This is a genomic window from Azospira sp. APE16, from assembly GCF_047901315.1.
In the GTDB taxonomy this organism is placed as follows: Bacteria; Pseudomonadota; Gammaproteobacteria; order Burkholderiales; family Rhodocyclaceae; genus Azospira; species Azospira oryzae.
Genome location: NZ_CP179682.1, coordinates 256854 through 272978, shown reverse-complemented (window position 1 = coordinate 272978; position 16125 = coordinate 256854). Strand labels below are relative to the sequence as shown.

Here is a 16125-nt window from a genome sequence, read left to right as displayed (position 1 = left end):
ATGAGCTTTTCCGTCACCATCGAACCCGGCCAGCACCATTTCGCGGCCGAATCCGACGAGACCATTCTGGAAGCAGCCCTGCGCCAGGGCCTGACCATGCCCTACGGCTGCCGCGACGGCGCCTGCGGCGCCTGCAAGGGCAAGGTGCTGTGCGGCGAGGTGGACCACGGCAAGTCCCAGCCCCACGCCCTCACCGAGGCCGACAAAGCCGCCGGCCTGACCCTCTTCTGCTGCGCCAAGGCCAAGACCGACCTGACCCTGGAATGCCGGGAAGTGCGCTCCGCCAGCGACATCCCGGTGAAGACCCTGCCTTCCCGCGTCGAAAAGATGGAGAAAGTGGCCGCCGACGTCATGGTGCTGCACCTGCGCCTGCCCGCCACCGAGCGCTTCCAGTTCCTCACCGGCCAGTACGTGGACATCCTGCTCAAGGACGGCAAGCGGCGCAGCTTCTCCCTGGCCAATGCGCCCCACGACGATGCCTTCCTGCAGCTGCACATCCGCCTGGTGCCCGGCGGCCTGTTCACCGAACACGTCTTCAACGGCATGAAGGAGCGGGACATCCTGCGCCTCAACGGTCCCCACGGCAGCTTCTTCCTGCGCGAGGATTCGGACAAGCCCATGATCCTGCTGGCCGGCGGCACCGGCTTCGCCCCCATCAAGGCCATCGTCGAGCACGCCCTGTACACCCAGAGCAAGCGGCCCATGGTCATCTACTGGGGCAACCGCAACAAGGCCGGCCTCTACATGGACGAGCTGCCCGCCCGCTGGGCCGCCGAACACAGCCACATCACCTATGTGCCGGTGCTTTCCGAGCCGGCCGCCACGGACGGCTGGAACGGCCGTACCGGCCTGGTGCACGAGGCCGTGATGCAGGACTTCCCGGACCTTTCCGGCCACCAGGTGTATGTCTGCGGCGCCCCGGTCATGGTGGAAGCGGCCAAGCGGGACTTCACCGGCCGCTGCGGCCTGCCCGAGGCCGAGTTCTTCGCCGATTCCTTCACTTTCTCATCCTGATTTCCAGCCCCAGGAGGCGTCATGCCCGCCGAGGTCTTCATCACCCGCCAGCCCCTGGTCAACCGCCAGAGCAAGATCATCGCCACCCGGCTGCGTCTTTCCTTCCCGGCCGGGGTGGATCCCATGCCGGCCGCCGCCGAAGGACTGGGCGCCCTGGCCGACGTCTGGCCCCAGGGGGAGAAGTCGGTCTTCGTCAGCAGCGGCGCGCCCCTCTCGCCGGAACTGCTGAACTGGGAAATCCCCGCCAACGCCACTTTGGAGGTCCATCCCTTCGCCCTCACCACCGGCGACGGCACCCTCCTGGGCGAGTTGAAGAACCGCAATTCTTCCCTCTGTCTGGATTTCGGCGAGGATGCCGGTGAAGCCCTGGCCAGCGGCCTGCACTTCCGCTTCATCGGTTTTGACGTGGATGCCTATACCCCGGCCCAGATGGCTGCCCTGGTGGCCAAGACCCAGCAGGTGGGCATTCCCGTCGCCTTCAACGCCGACACGCCCCAGGAATTCCAGGCCTGCATGGATGCGGGCGTCTCCGCCGCCGCCGGCTGGTTCTTCAAGAACCTGACGGCGCCGGCCGGCAAGACCCTCAACCCCAGCCATGCCCACATCGTGCGGGTGCTCAACCTGGTGCGCAACAACGAGGACACGGGCAAGATCGAAGCGGCCCTGAAGCAGGACGTGGCCCTCTCCTACAAGCTGCTGCGCTACATCAACTCGGTGGGCTTCGGCCTCTCCTGCGAGATCCAGTCCTTCAAGCACGCCGTCACCATCCTCGGCTACGAGAAGCTCAACAAGTGGCTCTCCCTGCTGCTGGTGACCGCCTCCAAGGACCCCATGGCCCCGGCCCTGATGCACACCGCCCTGACCCGGGCCCGCCTCATGGAGGCCCTGGGCCACGGCGTGGTGGACAAGTCCGAGTACGACAACCTGTTCATCACCGGCGCCTTCTCCCTGCTCGACCACATGCTGGGCGTGCCCATGGAGCAGGTGCTGGAAGCCATGCACCTGCCCGAGCCCATCAGCGAGGCCCTGCTCGGCCGCGGCGGCCTCTACGGCCCCTTCCTCGACATCGCCCTGGCCTGCGAGGACGGCGACGGCACCCGCCTGATCCAGCAGGCCGGCCTGCTGGGCCTCTCCGCCGCCCAGATCAACAAGGCCCAGCTGGAAGCCCTGAGCTTCGCCGACAAGATGGAATAAGGGCTTGCCGGCCTAGGCCGGCAAGCCCTGCGTCATCCGTCCCCATTTCCCTCCCCGACTCAGGCGGCGCCGACCTCCACCTCGTCCGGCTGCCGCCGGCAATAGGCCAGGCAATCCTCCTCCGCCAGGGGCGGGCTGTAGTAATAGCCCTGGAAGACATGGCAGCCCAGATTGGCCAGGGCCTGCTTCTGCGCCGCCGTTTCGACGAATTCGGCGACGATGGCGATATCCCGCGCCTGGCCCAGGGCCGCGATGGCCCGAATGATGTCGCCATTGGTGGCGCTGTGCAGCACATCCCGGGTCAGGGAACCGTCGATCTTGATGACGTCGATGGCGAAGCGCCGCAGGTGCAGCAGGGAAGTGTGGCCCATGCCGAAATCGTCCATGGCCAGCTTGAAGCCCATCCGCCCCAGGGCCTGGATGTTGCTGTCGATCACCGGGTCGTCGGGCATGACCTGGGATTCGGTGATTTCGATTTCAATCTCCGCCGGCTGCACCGGCGTCTCGGCCATGAGGCGGGCGATGCGCTCGGCGAAATCGCCGTGGGCCAACTGCAGGGGCGACACATTGATGGCCAGGCTCAAGCCGGCAAAGCCGCTCTGGTTGAGACGCGCCTTGAAGGCCAGGGCATGGCGGAAGACCCACAGGCCCAGTTCGTTGATCAGCCGCCCCTCCTCCGCCAGGATCACCGCCATGGCCGGGGAGACGGAGGGGTGGGGCGCCTGGGGCCAGCGCACCAGGGCCTCGAAGCCGAGCAGGCGGTCCCGGCAGTCGTGCTTGGGCTGATAGTGCAGCAACAGCCGGCCATGGCGCACATCCTCCCGCAGCAGGCCCAGCACCCGCCGGCTGATGCTGCCCACTTCGTCCAGGCGCCGGATGGTGGTTGTCTTGCTCGGCCGGTTGCCCAGCACCACTTCCGCCGCCCGCCGGAAGAGCCGGTCTTCCCGCGCCAGGCGCCGGGCCTCCGCCCGCCGCACGAAGGGCCAGTAAATGCCGATGCTGAGCAGCAGCCCCAGCGCCTGCAGCAATACGCCCTTGATGGAACCGGTCAGCAGCCAGCCGGAGAGGAAGGGCGGAGTGGTCCACGGAATGCTGACCGGCAGCAGCTGCAGCCAGCCGGAACTGACGGCAGCCACGGCCAGCAGGGCCAGCAGCACCGGCGTCAGGACGAAGGGCGGCAGGTAGAGGGGCGACAGCACCACGGGCAGGCCGAACAGCACCATTTCATTGATGTTGAACATGGCCGGCAGGGTCGCCACCCGGGCCACCTTGAGCAGGGAGCCGCTGCGCGACTGCAGGTAGATGGCCACCAGCAGGCCCAGGGTGGCGCCCGACCCGCCCATCAGGACGAAGGCGTCGAAGAGGGAGCGATTCACCAGGTAGCCGCCGGGCAGGTTCGGCACGGCGACGAAGAGATCGAGGCCGAAGGTGTCCAGGATGTGGCCGCCGTGGATGCCGACGAACCAGAACAGCTGGTTCACCAGGGTGACGAAGGTGATGGCCAGATAGTGGCCATGGGCGCTCTCCCGGGCGCCTGCGGCGACGCCATCGAAGAGGGCCTGGGGTGTCGGCAGGGCGGCCAGGAAGCTAGCCACGGCCAGCACGATCAGGCCGGACACGGCGGTCGGCACGCTCAGGCGCAGGGCGTTGTGCACCGCCAGGTCCGCATCCCGGGTGGCGCTGATGAGGGTCAGCCAGGAGCGGCGGGCGGCCCAGCGCATGAACTCGGCGGAGAAGAGGCCGACGCCGATGCCCACCAGCATCAGGTCGTAGCCGAGGCCGCCGTGGTGCTGGAAGATGGCCAGGGTGGCGAGCATGAAATTGATCAGGCTCGACAGGCCCACCGCCATGATCGACGGCCCGTCGTCCAACGGCTGGCCGACAGGCAGACGCTGGCGCAGGTGGATGGCCACACCACGACCGCCAGGGAGAGGCCGAAGACGCCGTGGGTGCCGCCGATGATGAGGTCGAGGATGCCGGAGAAGGCCTGGCCGCTACCACCCAGCAGGAATTGCTGGAAGGCGGGCAGAGGAAAGTTGCGCGCCAGCACCGCCAGCACCCCGAACAGGGTCAGGGGAATCAGGGAGACGAAGGCGTCCCTGATCGAATAGATCCAGATTCTCGCGCGGCGCGACAGCTGCGATGTCATTCGGCCCCCGGGTGCCCGTTATTGGTACTGCTCGGTTCTTGTGTAGTCGGCCTCGGGCAATGCGGGAGGCTACATACAGGCGATGCCGCCAGCCCCTGCTGGTTGTGTTGGAATGGGGCCGCGGCCGGCGACAGACGGGGACCATGGTTGCCGTGGCCCGGTCAAGCGCAGGCGTCATTATTACAAAGTCGTACCCTTTTTACATTGATGTCGTCATCGCGATGGCGGGCGGACAAAAGAAAAGGGCGCCGGATCGCAGGATCGGGCGCCCTCGTGCAACGGGTCATTCGTGGCTGCCCCAGGGCAGCGCAGCGCTTACTTCTTGGCGGGTTCGGCAGGCTTCGCTTCGGGCTTAGCGGCCTCGGCCTTTTCAGCCTTCTCGCCGGCCTGCTCGGCCTTCTTCTCCACCTTCTTGTGGCCGTGCTTCACGGCCGGCTTGGCCTCAGCCTTGGCTTCCGCCTTCACTTCGGCCTTCGGTGCTTCCACCGCAGCCTTGGCCGGTGCGGCAGCAGGCGCCGCAGGAGTGGCGGGGGTGGCCGGCGTGGCGGGAGCCTGGGCGAAAGCGGTACCGAAAGCAGCGAAGAGGGCAACAGCGATGAGGTTCTTGGTCATTTCTCTATCTCCTGAAATTTGGCTTGTCCTTCCGGTCGCGAAACCATTTCGCTCCCTTGAGGGCAATAACGCCAACCACCAACTTCCGGTTTGCAGGTGAACGGTAACTCCCCGTAACGCCGTGCAACGCGGCCGGGAGCAGCGGTACTGCGTCAATTTGTCGCAGCGCCGCCAGGAGCGCCTTCATTACCATGGCGCCTTGACCAAGCTCGGCGACCGCCGGTCGCCCATTCGTCCCAGCCCGTGCGCATCCTTCCGTTTCTCGCCCTGCTGTTCCTGCTGGGCGCCTGCCAGCCCGCCGCCGAATCCCGGGGCACGGGCGCGCCCGTCGAATTTCATCTGCAGACTGCCGCCGGCCCCCTCGACGGCCCTGCCGCCGACGGCCAGGTGCGCCTGATCTTCTTCGGCTACACCAACTGCCCCGATCTTTCACCCACGGCCCTGGCCACCGGCGCCCAGGCCCTCAACGGCCTGACCCCGGCGGAACGGGAGCGGGTGCGCCTGGTCCTGGTGACGGTGGACCCGGAACGGGATACGCCCACCACGCTGCAAGGCTACACGGCCTTCTTCCACCCCCTGCTGCTGGGCGCCAGCGCCACGCCGGCCCAGACCGCAGCCCTGGCCAAAGCACTCGGCACCGGCTTCGAGAAACAGGCACCGCGGCCCGACGGCAGCTATTTCGTGGACCACAGCGGCAGCAGTTACCTGCTCGACGGCAGCGGACGCCTGGCGGCCACCCTGCCCGCCGGCGCCTCGCCCCAGGAGATGGTGGCCGCCATCCGGAGCCTGCTGTGACGCGGCGTCCCTCGGCCCGCTTCGGTTCCTTCCTGGCCGTGCTGCTGTTGCTGCTCCTGGCCATGCTGGCCGACGCCCGCCGCCTGGCACCGCCGCGGCAGCAGGAACAGGCCGCACGGGCCGTCCTGGTGCAGCAGCTGGGCCTGAGCGACCTGGCCCTGTTCACCGAGGCCCGCTACACCCGGCACCTGTCCCTGGCCGATCTCCATTCGCCGTTCCAGGACCATCCCCTGGCCCTGGACCATTTCCCCTCCGGCTCCGTCGTGCCGCCGCCCCCCGCCCGTCTGCCCCACTATGCGCCCCTGGATCGAGAAGCAACGCTACCTGATTGACTACACCCTGGCCGCCCTGGCCCGGCGCAAGGCCCGCAACCTGGGCCTGCTGGCGGTCTATGCCCTGCTGGTGTTCATGCTGGCCTCGGTCTCCCTCTTCGGCCAGGCCCTGCGCCAGGAAGCGGCGGCGGTGCTGGCCGACTCGCCGGAGGTGATCCTGCAGCGCCTGGTGGCGGGGCGCCACGACCTGATCCCGCCGGGCTACCTGGAGAAGATCGGCCGCATCCGGGGCGTGCAGCACCAGCAGGGGCGCCTGTGGGGCTACTACTACGATCCGGTGAGCAAGGCCAACTACACCCTGCTGGTGCCGGCTGCTGAGGCGCCGGCGCCGGGCCATCTGCGCCTGGGCGCCACCCTGGCCCGGGAGCGGGGCCTGCAGGCGGGCCAGCCCCTGTCCCTGCGCTCTTACGGCGGCAAGCTGTTCACCTTCACCGTGGACGAGGTGCTGCCGGCCAGCAGCGAACTCATCAGCGCCGACCTGGTGCTGCTCGGCGAGGCCGATTTCCGCGCCTTCTTCGACTACCCGGTCGGCCACTACACGGACATCGCCCTGTCGGTGGCCAATCCCCAGGAGGTGCGCAACGTGGCGGCCAAGCTCGGCGCCGCCCTGCCCGACGCCCGCCCCATCCTGCGCGAGGAGATGCGCCGCACCTACGCCAGCCTGCTGGACTGGCGCGAGGGCATCGTCCTCGCCCTGCTGGCGGCGGCCCTGCTGGCCTTTGCCATCCTGGCCTGGGAGAAGGCGTCCGGCCTTTCCGCCGACGAGCGGCGGGAGATCGGCATCCTCAAGGCCATCGGCTGGGAAACCGGGGACGTGCTGCGCATGAAGCTGTGGGAAGGCCTGCTGATTTCCTTCAGCGCCTTCCTCCTCGGCCTGGTGGGGGCCTATGTCCATGTCTTCCACTTCGGCGCCCGCCTCTTCGAGCCGGTGCTGAAGGGCTGGGCGGTGCTCTATCCCCGCTTCACCCTGGTACCCCAGCTGGACGGCCTGCAGCTGTTCACCCTCTTCTTCTTCACCGTGGTGCCCTACACCGCCGCCGTGCTGGTGCCCATCTGGCGCGCCGCCATCATCGATCCCGACGCGGCCATGCGCGGCTGACCGGGGGACCTGCCATGATCCAGCTCACCGACATCCACAAGGCCTTCAACCAGGGCCAGCACAACGAATACTGGGCCCTCTCCGGCATCGACCTGGAACTGGAGGCCCGGCGCGTCACCGCCTTCCAGGGCCCCAGCGGTTCGGGCAAGACCAGCCTGCTGACCATCGTCGGCTGCCTGGCCCGCCCCACCCGGGGCCGGGTACGCCTGCACGGGGAGGACATTTCCGGCCTGCCGGAACGCTTCCTCACGGAAATCCGCCGCCGCACCTTCGGCTTCGTCTTCCAGCAGTTCAACCTGATCCGGGGCCTCTCGGCCCTGGACAACGTGATGCTGCCGGCCTACCCGGACGGCAAGCCCCACGCCGAGTTGTTGCAGCGGGCCGAGGCCCTGCTGCAACGACTGCAACTGGGCCACCGCCGCCATGCCCGGGTGGAGTGGCTGTCCGGCGGCGAGCAGCAGCGGGTGGCCATCGCCCGGGCCCTGATCAACGACCCCGAAGTCATCATCGCCGACGAGCCCACGGCCAATCTGGATACCACCCTGTCCAAGCAGTTTCTTGCCATCCTCGAGGAACTCAGCGGCGAGGGCCGCACGGTGCTGCTGACCAGCCATGATCCCCTGGTGATCAAGTCCAGTGCGGTACACCGGGTGGTGGGCCTGCGCGACGGCCGCCTCTGCGGGGATTGAGGCATGCTCTTCCAGCCCTCGGTCATCGCCCTGCTCCTGGCGGCCACTCTGTCCCTGGTGATGGTGGCGGCGGCTGCCCCCTTCGCCTGGCAGATCCTGCGCCGCTGGGACCTGGGCAGCGGCAGCGAACTGCAGCTGCAGCTGGAGCGGCGCACCTACCTCTTTTCCACCCTGGCAGCCTTCGTCTGCGCCAGCCAGCTGCTGGCCCTGCTGCTTTTCGTGTTCACCGCCGACCGGCTCTCCGCCATGTTCGTCGGCGCCATGTGCGCTGTCGGCGCCCTCAATGCCGACGCCTGGGGCTTTCCCGCCCTGCTGCTGCAGGTGGCCCTGTTTTTCCTCGCTGCCCTATGGCTGGTGCTGAACCACGTGGACACCCGAGCCCGCAACTACCCCCTGGTGCGCCTCAAGTACGCCCTGCTGCTGGGCCTGACGCCCCTGCTGGCCCTCTCGGCCTGGCTGCAATGGTCCTATTTCCGCGGCCTCAAGGCAGACATCATCACCTCCTGCTGCGGCAGCCTCTTCTCCGGCGACAGCAACCACGGCGTCGCCGGAGAAATGGCGGGACTGGCGCCCCTGCCGGCCATGCTGTGGTTCTACGGCAGCCTGGGCCTGGCTGCCCTGCTTACCGCCTGGCACGCCTGGAGCGGCCGCCTCGGCCTCCTGGCCGGCCTCAGCAGCGGCGCCGCCTTCGTCGGCGGCATCAGCGGCATCGTTTCCTTCCTCTCGCTCTACCTCTACGAGCACCCCCACCACCACTGCCCCTTCTGCATCCTCAAGCCCGAGTACAACTACCAGGGCTACGCCCTCTACCTGCCCCTGTTCGCCGCCACGGCGGCCGGCATGGGCAGCGGCGTGCTGCAACTGGTACGCCGGGTACGGGGCCTGGAGCAGATCGCCCCGGCCACCTCGCGCCGCCTGGCGACGGTGGCGGCCTGGGGCTTCGGCCTGCTGCTGTGCCTGGCCGCCGGCATGATGGCCGGCTCCCGGCTGGTACTGCTGGAACCCTGAACGGCGCGCCTCAGCCGGCGGCGCCGTCCTTCTTGCGACGCAGCCGCTCCTGGTCGTTGCGGTAGCGGCGGCCCAGCTGCTCCGCTTTCTCCGCCATGGATGCAGCCAGGGCCTCGTCGAAGGTGGCCAGCTCGCCGCCCTGCTCCTGGCGCACACGCTGGGCCGCCACCGGATCGGCAAAGACGTACTTGCTGCGCCGGGTCATGGTGCCCGGCAGGCGACTGCCCAGCAGATAGGTGGCGGCGGCGACATCCACCAGGGGCTTGGGCTCGCCGTCGGCGCCGAAATCGGGCCCGTAGATGGCCTTGAAGCCCCGCCGCCGCTCCCGCAGCATCATCTCGGCCGTGCATTCCAGGGAGCAGGTGCCGTCCACGTGGTCGTCGGCGTAATGGGTCAGGTGACGGGCGTAGTGGAAGCGGCGCCGGTCCATGTTGCAGACGACGCAGCGGGGATACTTTTCCAGCTCGTGGTCCAGGGGCGCCGGGTCGGCGCCGGGCTCGGCACCGCGTCCGGCAGTGGGCTCGGCAGCCTCGACCTGCCCCACCACCGTCAGCGCCAGCAGGCCTTTGAAAAGGGTACGGCGATCCATGTCTTGCTCCTTTCAATGAAAAGGCCGGACACGCGGTCCGGCCGGGAGTCCGTGATCAGTAGCTGGCCTGGAAGGTCAGCATGAAGTTGCGGGGATCGCCGTAACCGTTGTACGAATTGACCGAGCGCACGCCGCTGGAGTGATAGACCCGATCGAACAGGTTGTAGGCATTCAGACTCAAGACATAGCTCTTGTTGAAGCGGTAGCCGATGGTCGCATTGACCACGGCATAGCCGCCCTGGGCCATGGTGTCCAGGGTGCCATTGCCTTTGTAGCGGCTGCTCCCCACCAAACCTGCACCTACGTTCCAGCCGGCCCCAGCATCGTCGGCAAAGCGATAGTTGGCCCACAGCTTCAGCGTATGGCGTGGATACCAGTTGCTGAAAGCCTTGCCCGTATTGGTTTTATCTTTCAGGTATTTGGTTTGCAGATTGGTATAGCCGGCAGTCAGGTCTAGACCCTTGGCCACCTTGCCGGTGACCTCAGTTTCCCAACCCTTGCTTTCCACTTCACCGGCTGCAAGGTAGAAGGTGGGATGATCGGGATCCTCGAAAGAGCGATTGACGTCGCGAATCTGAAAGATGGCTATGTTGGCATTGACCTTGCCATCCATGAATTCGCCCTTGGCACCAATTTCGTGCTGCTTGCCAACGCGGGGCTCGATAACTGTTCCATCGTACCGTTTGTTCGTCTGGGGAATGAAGATGTCCGAATAGCTGGCGTAAAGGGATGCTTGGGGAGTCACGTCGTAAATTAGTGCGCCATAGGGCGTGAATTCCCGACGCGCCGTGGCTCCCGGCTGCCACGCCGTCGGCACGGAGGGGGCCGTGCTGCGGCTCTTGTAGAAGTAGTCAGTATAGCGGCCGCCCACGATCAGGGTCAGGGGATCGGCCAAGCTGAGGCGCAATTGCCCGTATGTTCCGTGTTGGTAGGAAACACTTTCGCCACCAAGGGTGTAATTGACCGTAGGTTCGGGGATGGAGTTGGGGTCGAAAATGGACACGCCATTGACCGTGCTGGCCGTGCCGCGGGCATAGCTGGTCCGCAGACGGTCGTAATTGACACCAACCAAGGCCTGGTGTCGCCGCCCCAGGAGATCAAAGGGGCCGGAGAGGAAGGCATCGACCCCATCCCGGTAGTAATCGTAGTCTGCTTCACGGCGGGCGTAGCTGGCCTTATTGGTCAGCGGATTGACGCCTCCCGTGACATAGCTGTCCTTGAAGAACTGGCTCTGATTGCGCCGATAAGCCGTGGCCTTGGCCGTCCATTGGTTCTCCAGACGATGCTCCAGAGAAGCGGCCAGTTCCTCCGTATGCCAGGTAGTCCGGTTCCAGTCGGGCAACACGTTGGTGGAGCGGGGCACGTTCAGGTATTGCCCGTTGCTGTAGGCCGGCAGTCCGGAAGTCGGCACATGGGTTTCTGCATCCTGCACCGTCAGGAACACAGACAGGGTTGTGGCCGAACTGAGATCCACGTCCAGGTTGCCATAGACGAGGCTCTTGGAATCCGTGGTCCGGGCGTAGAAAAACTCCCGGTCCTGTTGGGAAACAACCAGGCGGCCCCGGATGCGTTTTTCAGTATCGAACGGCCCGGTGATGTCCACCTCGGTGCGGCGGTTGTTCCAGCTACCGAGCGACACCTTGAGATCGCTCTTGAAGGTGTCCTGGCCCTTTTTACGAACCAAATTCACCGCTCCCGACGGATTGTCCGATCCCTGCAACAGCCCGGCCGGCCCCCGCAGCACTTCGACACGGTCATAGATGGGCAAGTCGAACTGCTGGTAACCACTCAAGGCACCTGCAGCTGGCACTCCGTCATACATGACACCTAGACCGTAGCCCCGGGCGTTGTACTGGCTCTGGGTTGAATCATTGGGCACGGCAGTGACGCCGGTAGTCTGGTTGAGGGCGTCCCAGAGGTTCACCATGCCCTGGTCGTCCATCTGCTGGCGCGTCACCACAGATACGGAATGGGGTATCTCCCGCATGGTCAGGGGAATTTTGCCAGCCACGGTGGCGGCAGCCGCCGCATAAGTGCCAGTGCCCTCGCTCTGGGCACTGGGCCGGGCCGCGCGTACCACCACTTCGGGCAAGGTCTGACTGTTGCGCGGCCGCCGCTGGATCACGTAGCTCCCCGGGGCGGTGCTGTGGAAGACGAAGTCCGTGTCCTGCAGCAGCTTCTGCAGCGCCGCCTCCGGCGTCAGGCTGCCCTGCAGGCCCCGGCTGCGGGCGCTCTGCAGTTCCGCCGCGTCGAACAGGATCTGGATGCCCGTCTGCCCGGCCAGACCCTGCAGGGCCTCGGCCAGGGGCTGGGGCGCCAGGTCCAGCGTACGCGCCCCTTGGGCCCATGAGTTCCCCGCCACGGCTGCCGTCACCAGCGCCACCATCCCCATCATTTTTTTCATTGCTCGCCTTTCACTCACTGAGACTCCGGCTGTTTGCCGGCATGGGGAGTGAGACGTTGGCGCACTGAAAACCCTGACACGGGTGGGCAAAAATATTTACTCGGCACCGGCGCGGCGCAGCAGATAGGTGCGGTCCCGACGCTCTTCCCGGGCCAGGGGATAGAGCAGCAGCAGGGCGTCGAGCAGGCCCTCCCGGTCCGCCATGCGGAAGCTGCCGCTGATGCGCAGTTCCGCCAGGGACGGGTCCTGCAGCAGCACCGGACGCTCGTGCTGGCGATTGACCTGCGCCAGGGCCTGGGCCAGGGGCGTGGCCTGGAAAATCCAGCGGCCGTCGAGCCAGGGCGCCACCTGCCCCGGCGCCACCGGCTGCACTGCGCTGCGGCCCTGGGGCCCGTGCTGCCATTGCTGGCCGCCCCCGATGGCCACGGGGGCGGCGCCGAGATGGGCTTCCACCCAGCCTTCCAGCACCCGCACCGCGAGGGACTGGCGCTCCCGGCTGACGACGAAGGTGGTGCCGATGTCCCGCAGGGTGGCAGCGCCGACCTGGACCGAGAAGGGGCGGGCATCGGCGGCGACGACGAAGCGGGCCTCGCCCCGCTCCAGGAACAGGCGGCGCTGGTGCTGCGAATACTGGATGCGCAGGACGGTGTCGGCATTGAGGTCGAGCCGGCTGCCGTCCGCCAGCAGTTCGCTGCGCATTTCGCCCACCGCGGTCTGCAGGCACTCCTGGCGCTCCATGGCCGGCAGGCCGAGCAGGGCACCGCAACAGGCGAGGCCAGCCAGGCCTGCTGCCAGGGACTGGCGCCGGCTGCGGCGGCGGGGCTTGAGGCCGTCGAGCTGGCGCCACAGTTCCTGGAAGCGGGCGTACTCCCGGGAATGGCGAGGGTCGGCGGCCAGCCAGGCCTCGAAGCGGCGCTGCTCGGCGGCAGAGCATTCCGGCCGCTGCAGGCGCAGCAGCCAGCCCGCCGCCTGCTCCAGCACCGCCGGCAGGGGCTGGTCTTCAGGGGGCGTGCCGCAAGCGGACATGGTCAGTGCAGGCACAGGCGCAGCTGCACCAGGGCCCGGATCAGGTGTTTTTCGATGGCATTGACGCTGATACCGTATTCCCGGGCCAGGTCGGCCTGGCGACAGCCGTCGAACTTGTGGCGCAGGAATACCTCGCGGCAGCGGGGCGGCAGCTGTTCCACCGCCGCCGCCAGGCGGGCCAGGGTCTGCCGGGCGCTGGCCACCTGCTCCGGACCGGGGCGGGGGCAGGCCTGTTCGGTGCAGTCTTCCAGGGGCAGGATTCCCCGGGGGCGGCCAGCCTGGGCCCGGTAGTGGTCCACCGCCAGATTGGCGGCGATGCGATAGAGGAAGGCCCGGGGATTGCGGATGGCGTCCTTGCCATCGCTCAGCATCATGCGCAGGAAGGTTTCCTGGGCCAGTTCCCGGGCGACTTCCCGGCAGGCCACCCGCTGAGCCAGGTAATGGCGCAGTTCGGCAACGTGCTGCAGGTAGAGATGGGCGAGCGCTTCACCACCGAGCATGGGTGGCTATCCATTAGGGCATACGGAGAAGCTCGCCATGCTAGAGCACGCCCCGCCCCGTAGAAATGCGACATAGGGTCGCACTGCCGCCCGCAGAGCCAGGCAGGGCGCGGCAATTTGCCGCACTCCGGCACTTTCGCCAACGCTTATATTCGGGGTCTGTTTTTCAGCAAGGGAGATAAGAAATGGATCGTCGCCAACTATTGAAGCTATCCCTGGCCGCCGGCGCCGGGTTCGCCGCCACCACCGGCACCAGCCAGGCTGCCGCCTGCGACACGGACCGCACGCCCCAGCAGTTCATTCCCAAGACCGGGGCCGATGCCAATCCGCTGGACAAGGAATTCGAGAAGTATCCCAAGTGTCCCTACTGCGGCATGGACCGCAAGGAACACCACAAGGCCCGCATGCTGGTGCAGTACAGCGACGACCTGGCCGACGGCGTCTGCTCCATCCACTGTCTGAGCCTCAGCCTGGGCCTCAACATCGACCGGGAACCGAAGCAGATCTGGGGCCCCGACTACGGCTCCACCGCCGAACCCCGGCCCCTGGTGCCGGTGGACAACCTGGTCTATCTCATCGGCGCCGACCTCAAGCACGCCATGACCAAGCGCAGCAAGCATTCCTTCGCCAGCCCCAGCGTCGCCAAGGAATTCCAGGCCAAGTACGGCGGCAGCCTGGGCAACTTCAACGATGCCCTGCGCGAAGCCTATCTGGACATGGCCGGCGACGTGACCATGATCCGCAGGAACCGGGAAGAGCGCCGGCGCAAGGCCGCTCAGGCCAAGGGCTGAGATGGGACGCCGCCTCCTGGCGGCCTGGCTGCTCTGCGCCTGGATGGGTATCCAGGCAGCAGCGGCAGCCGCCGCGCCGCCCGCCAAGCCCGGTCCCCGGGACACCTGCCCGGTCTGCGGCATGCTGGTTTCCAAGTATCCCAACTGGGTCGCCGTGGTGCAGTGGAAGGACGGCCATGTGCATTTCTTCGACGGCGCCAAGGACATGTTCAAGTTCCTCCAGGACCTGCCCAAATACGCCCCGGGCCACCGCCCCGGCGACATCGAGGCCATCCTGGTGACCGACTTCTACAACCTGCGCCGCGTTGATGCACGCAAGGCCCTGTTCGTCCTCGGCTCCGACGTGCTCGGTCCCATGGGTCACGAACTGGTGCCCCAGGCCGACCGGCTGGATGCGGAAGAATTCCTCAAGGACCACAAGGGCAAGCGCATCGTGGATTTCGGCCAGGTGACCCCGGCCCTGATCCGCCAGCTGGACGCCGACTGAAGCCGGCTGGACTCAGGGGGCGGCGCGCCGTCCCCTGATCACGCTGCCCACCATCGTCAGCACGAACAGCAGCAGGGCCAGGCCGTTGCCGGCGCCACCCCAGGGCCGTAGCCCCGATTCGGGCAGCAGGTCGCCCAGCAGGCGCAGGGCCAGACTGCCGTGCAGCACCAGCAGGGGCCCGTAGAACACCGGGTGGTAGGGAATCTGCACCCGGGCCACGGCGGGGAAGATGATCGGCGCGTGGCCGAACACCATGGAAAAGACAAAGCCCACCAGCAGGGCATGCAGGGCTGCGTCGTAGAGGGGCCCGCTGCCGCTGAGGGCGCCGCCGCCGAGCAGCAGGCCGCCGCCCAGGGCCAGCCAGAAATATCCCAACAACAGGCACACCGCGATGAAACGGGTCAGGCCCTGCTGCTTCACCGTGCGCCGGGCGATGTCCTGTTTCAACAGCCACAGGGCCAGGGCCAGCAGGCCGAGTCCGGCCAGGGCCGTGCCTGCGTCCGGCAGCAGGGGCGTCAGCAGCGCCCCCAGCAGCACCAGGGCCATGAACAGGGCGAAGAAGCGCTGCGCCAGGGGCGATGGCGGCAGGAAGCGGGAAAGCTCCAGGCGCTCGCCGGCAATGGTCAGGGCCAGGAAGGCGACCCAGGCGATCACCACCCGGGGCACCGGGAAGCCGGCCAGCCACAGACCGTTGCCCAGCAGCCAGGAGGCGGTGCCCAGGGCCAGGGTCAGGTTGTGCAGGGCGGGCTGCTGCCGCCACACCCGCAGGGAGGCCAGCAGCAGGATGGCGGCCGCGCCGCAGGCCAGGCCGCCTGCCACCACCGGCGGTGCGCCGAGCAGCAGGGTCAGGCCGGCAGCGCCGGCCAGAGCCGGCCCCAGATAGGCCCAGCCGGTGGCCAGGGCCACCGCCCGTTCCAGGGCGATGACGGTGCCGAAGAAGGCGCTGACCATGAGGGGGCCGTGGAAGGCGGCGCCCTGGGCCGCCAGGGAGGCGGGCAGGGGAAAGGCCCAGCCGAGGCGCCACAGGCCGCCGCCGACGCCGACCAGGAGGGCGGCCATGGCCAGCAGCAGCAGGGGCAGGCGTTGCAGGGGACGCAGGCCGCCCCGGTGGGGGGCATTCATGGCTACTCGCCCCAGCCCAGGGTGTCCTTGGCCTTGGGGCTCATCAGGGCTGGCGACCAGGGCGGCTCCCACACCAGTTGCAGGTCCAGGTCGTAGGGTTCCGGCACCAGGGGCTCCAGGGCCGCCCGGGCTTCGTCCATGACCAGGTCGCCCATGGGGCAGGCCGGGCTGGTCATGGTCAGGCGCACCACGACGCCGTTGTCGCCGATGTCGATGCCGTACACCAGGCCCAGGTCCACGATGTTCACCCCGACCTCCGGATCCACCACCTGGCGCAGGACGGTGCGCAGGGCTTCTTCAGTCGGCAGGGACAT

Annotated in this window: 18 protein-coding genes; 9 read left to right on the top strand and 9 right to left on the bottom strand. The window is 67.5% G+C overall.

Translation table 11 applies throughout. The annotated features are described in order from the left end of the window. Together ACLSSQ_RS01370 and ACLSSQ_RS01365 are read left to right on the top strand one after the other, a co-directional pair. Positions 1–1014, top strand: a complete 1014-nt coding sequence (locus ACLSSQ_RS01370) for a CDP-6-deoxy-delta-3,4-glucoseen reductase (RefSeq protein WP_287875390.1) — start codon at positions 1–3, stop codon at positions 1012–1014. Between the two features lie 21 nt (positions 1015–1035). Next, positions 1036–2208 (top strand): EAL and HDOD domain-containing protein, encoded by a 1173-nt coding sequence (locus tag ACLSSQ_RS01365; protein WP_416243578.1) that lies wholly within the window; start codon positions 1036–1038, stop codon positions 2206–2208. Positions 2209–2267: 59 nt separating this feature from the next. Here the strand turns inward: ACLSSQ_RS01365 and ACLSSQ_RS01360 are convergent, their stop codons facing one another. The 3 genes from ACLSSQ_RS01360 to ACLSSQ_RS01350 form a co-directional block, all read right to left on the bottom strand. After that, positions 2268–4121, bottom strand: a complete 1854-nt coding sequence (locus ACLSSQ_RS01360; protein WP_416243577.1) for an EAL domain-containing protein — start codon at positions 4119–4121, stop codon at positions 2268–2270. Next, positions 4034–4357 (bottom strand): hypothetical protein, encoded by a 324-nt coding sequence (locus tag ACLSSQ_RS01355; RefSeq protein ID WP_416243576.1) that lies wholly within the window; start codon positions 4355–4357, stop codon positions 4034–4036. Before ACLSSQ_RS01355 ends, ACLSSQ_RS01360 begins: the two co-directional genes overlap by 88 nt. A 315-nt stretch (positions 4358–4672) precedes the next feature. Continuing rightward, the gene (locus ACLSSQ_RS01350) at positions 4673–4969 is read right to left on the bottom strand and encodes a hypothetical protein (protein WP_014235723.1); all 297 of its coding nucleotides are present in this window, start codon (positions 4967–4969) and stop codon (positions 4673–4675) included. 243 nt (positions 4970–5212) lie between these two features. Here ACLSSQ_RS01350 and ACLSSQ_RS01345 point away from each other — a divergent pair, with 243 nt between their 5' ends. Genes ACLSSQ_RS01345 through ACLSSQ_RS01325 form a run of 5 tightly spaced genes read left to right on the top strand, consistent with a single transcriptional unit; the run spans position 5213 to position 8892 of the window. Continuing rightward, a complete protein-coding gene (locus ACLSSQ_RS01345; protein WP_416243575.1) occupies positions 5213–5764 on the top strand; it encodes an SCO family protein in 552 nt (183 codons plus the stop codon). After that, positions 5761–6096 (top strand): hypothetical protein, encoded by a 336-nt coding sequence (locus tag ACLSSQ_RS01340; RefSeq protein ID WP_416243574.1) that lies wholly within the window; start codon positions 5761–5763, stop codon positions 6094–6096. Before ACLSSQ_RS01345 ends, ACLSSQ_RS01340 begins: the two co-directional genes overlap by 4 nt. Beyond that, entirely contained in the window at positions 6059–7195 is a 1137-nt protein-coding gene (locus ACLSSQ_RS01335) for an ABC transporter permease (protein WP_416243573.1), read from the top strand. Before ACLSSQ_RS01340 ends, ACLSSQ_RS01335 begins: the two co-directional genes overlap by 38 nt. Before the next feature lie 14 nt (positions 7196–7209). Continuing rightward, positions 7210–7884, top strand: coding sequence for an ABC transporter ATP-binding protein (locus ACLSSQ_RS01330; protein ID WP_416243572.1), 675 nt, complete (start codon positions 7210–7212; stop codon positions 7882–7884). 3 nt (positions 7885–7887) lie between these two features. Then, a complete protein-coding gene (locus ACLSSQ_RS01325) occupies positions 7888–8892 on the top strand; it encodes a hypothetical protein (protein ID WP_416243571.1) in 1005 nt (334 codons plus the stop codon). A gap of 10 nt (positions 8893–8902) precedes the next feature. Here ACLSSQ_RS01325 and ACLSSQ_RS01320 read toward each other — a convergent pair whose 3' ends face one another. The 4 genes from ACLSSQ_RS01320 to ACLSSQ_RS01305 all read right to left on the bottom strand — a co-directional run bounded on the left by ACLSSQ_RS01320 (position 8903) and on the right by ACLSSQ_RS01305 (position 13411). After that, positions 8903–9481, bottom strand: coding sequence for a nitrous oxide reductase accessory protein NosL (locus ACLSSQ_RS01320; RefSeq protein WP_416243570.1), 579 nt, complete (start codon positions 9479–9481; stop codon positions 8903–8905). Between the two features lie 55 nt (positions 9482–9536). Next, the gene (locus ACLSSQ_RS01315; protein ID WP_416243569.1) at positions 9537–11885 is read right to left on the bottom strand and encodes a TonB-dependent siderophore receptor; all 2349 of its coding nucleotides are present in this window, start codon (positions 11883–11885) and stop codon (positions 9537–9539) included. Between the two features lie 96 nt (positions 11886–11981). Then, positions 11982–12926 (bottom strand): FecR family protein, encoded by a 945-nt coding sequence (locus tag ACLSSQ_RS01310; protein ID WP_416243568.1) that lies wholly within the window; start codon positions 12924–12926, stop codon positions 11982–11984. Continuing rightward, on the bottom strand, positions 12914–13411 hold the full coding sequence (locus ACLSSQ_RS01305; protein WP_416243567.1) for an RNA polymerase sigma factor: 498 nt from the start codon (positions 13409–13411) through the stop codon (positions 12914–12916). The genes ACLSSQ_RS01310 and ACLSSQ_RS01305 overlap by 13 nt, the downstream gene beginning before the upstream one ends. Before the next feature lie 185 nt (positions 13412–13596). Here ACLSSQ_RS01305 and ACLSSQ_RS01300 point away from each other — a divergent pair, with 185 nt between their 5' ends. After that, positions 13597–14202, top strand: coding sequence for a nitrous oxide reductase accessory protein NosL (locus ACLSSQ_RS01300; RefSeq protein WP_416243566.1), 606 nt, complete (start codon positions 13597–13599; stop codon positions 14200–14202). A gap of 1 nt (position 14203) precedes the next feature. After that, positions 14204–14689 carry a nitrous oxide reductase accessory protein NosL gene (locus ACLSSQ_RS01295; RefSeq protein ID WP_014235734.1) on the top strand — a complete coding sequence of 162 codons (486 nt, stop codon included), beginning with the start codon at positions 14204–14206 and terminating at the stop codon, positions 14687–14689. A 12-nt stretch (positions 14690–14701) separates the two neighbouring features. Here ACLSSQ_RS01295 and ACLSSQ_RS01290 read toward each other — a convergent pair whose 3' ends face one another. Continuing rightward, entirely contained in the window at positions 14702–15811 is a 1110-nt protein-coding gene (locus tag ACLSSQ_RS01290) for a hypothetical protein (protein ID WP_416243565.1), read from the bottom strand. 2 nt (positions 15812–15813) lie between these two features. Then, a complete protein-coding gene (locus tag ACLSSQ_RS01285; protein ID WP_014235736.1) occupies positions 15814–16125 on the bottom strand; it encodes a metal-sulfur cluster assembly factor in 312 nt (103 codons plus the stop codon).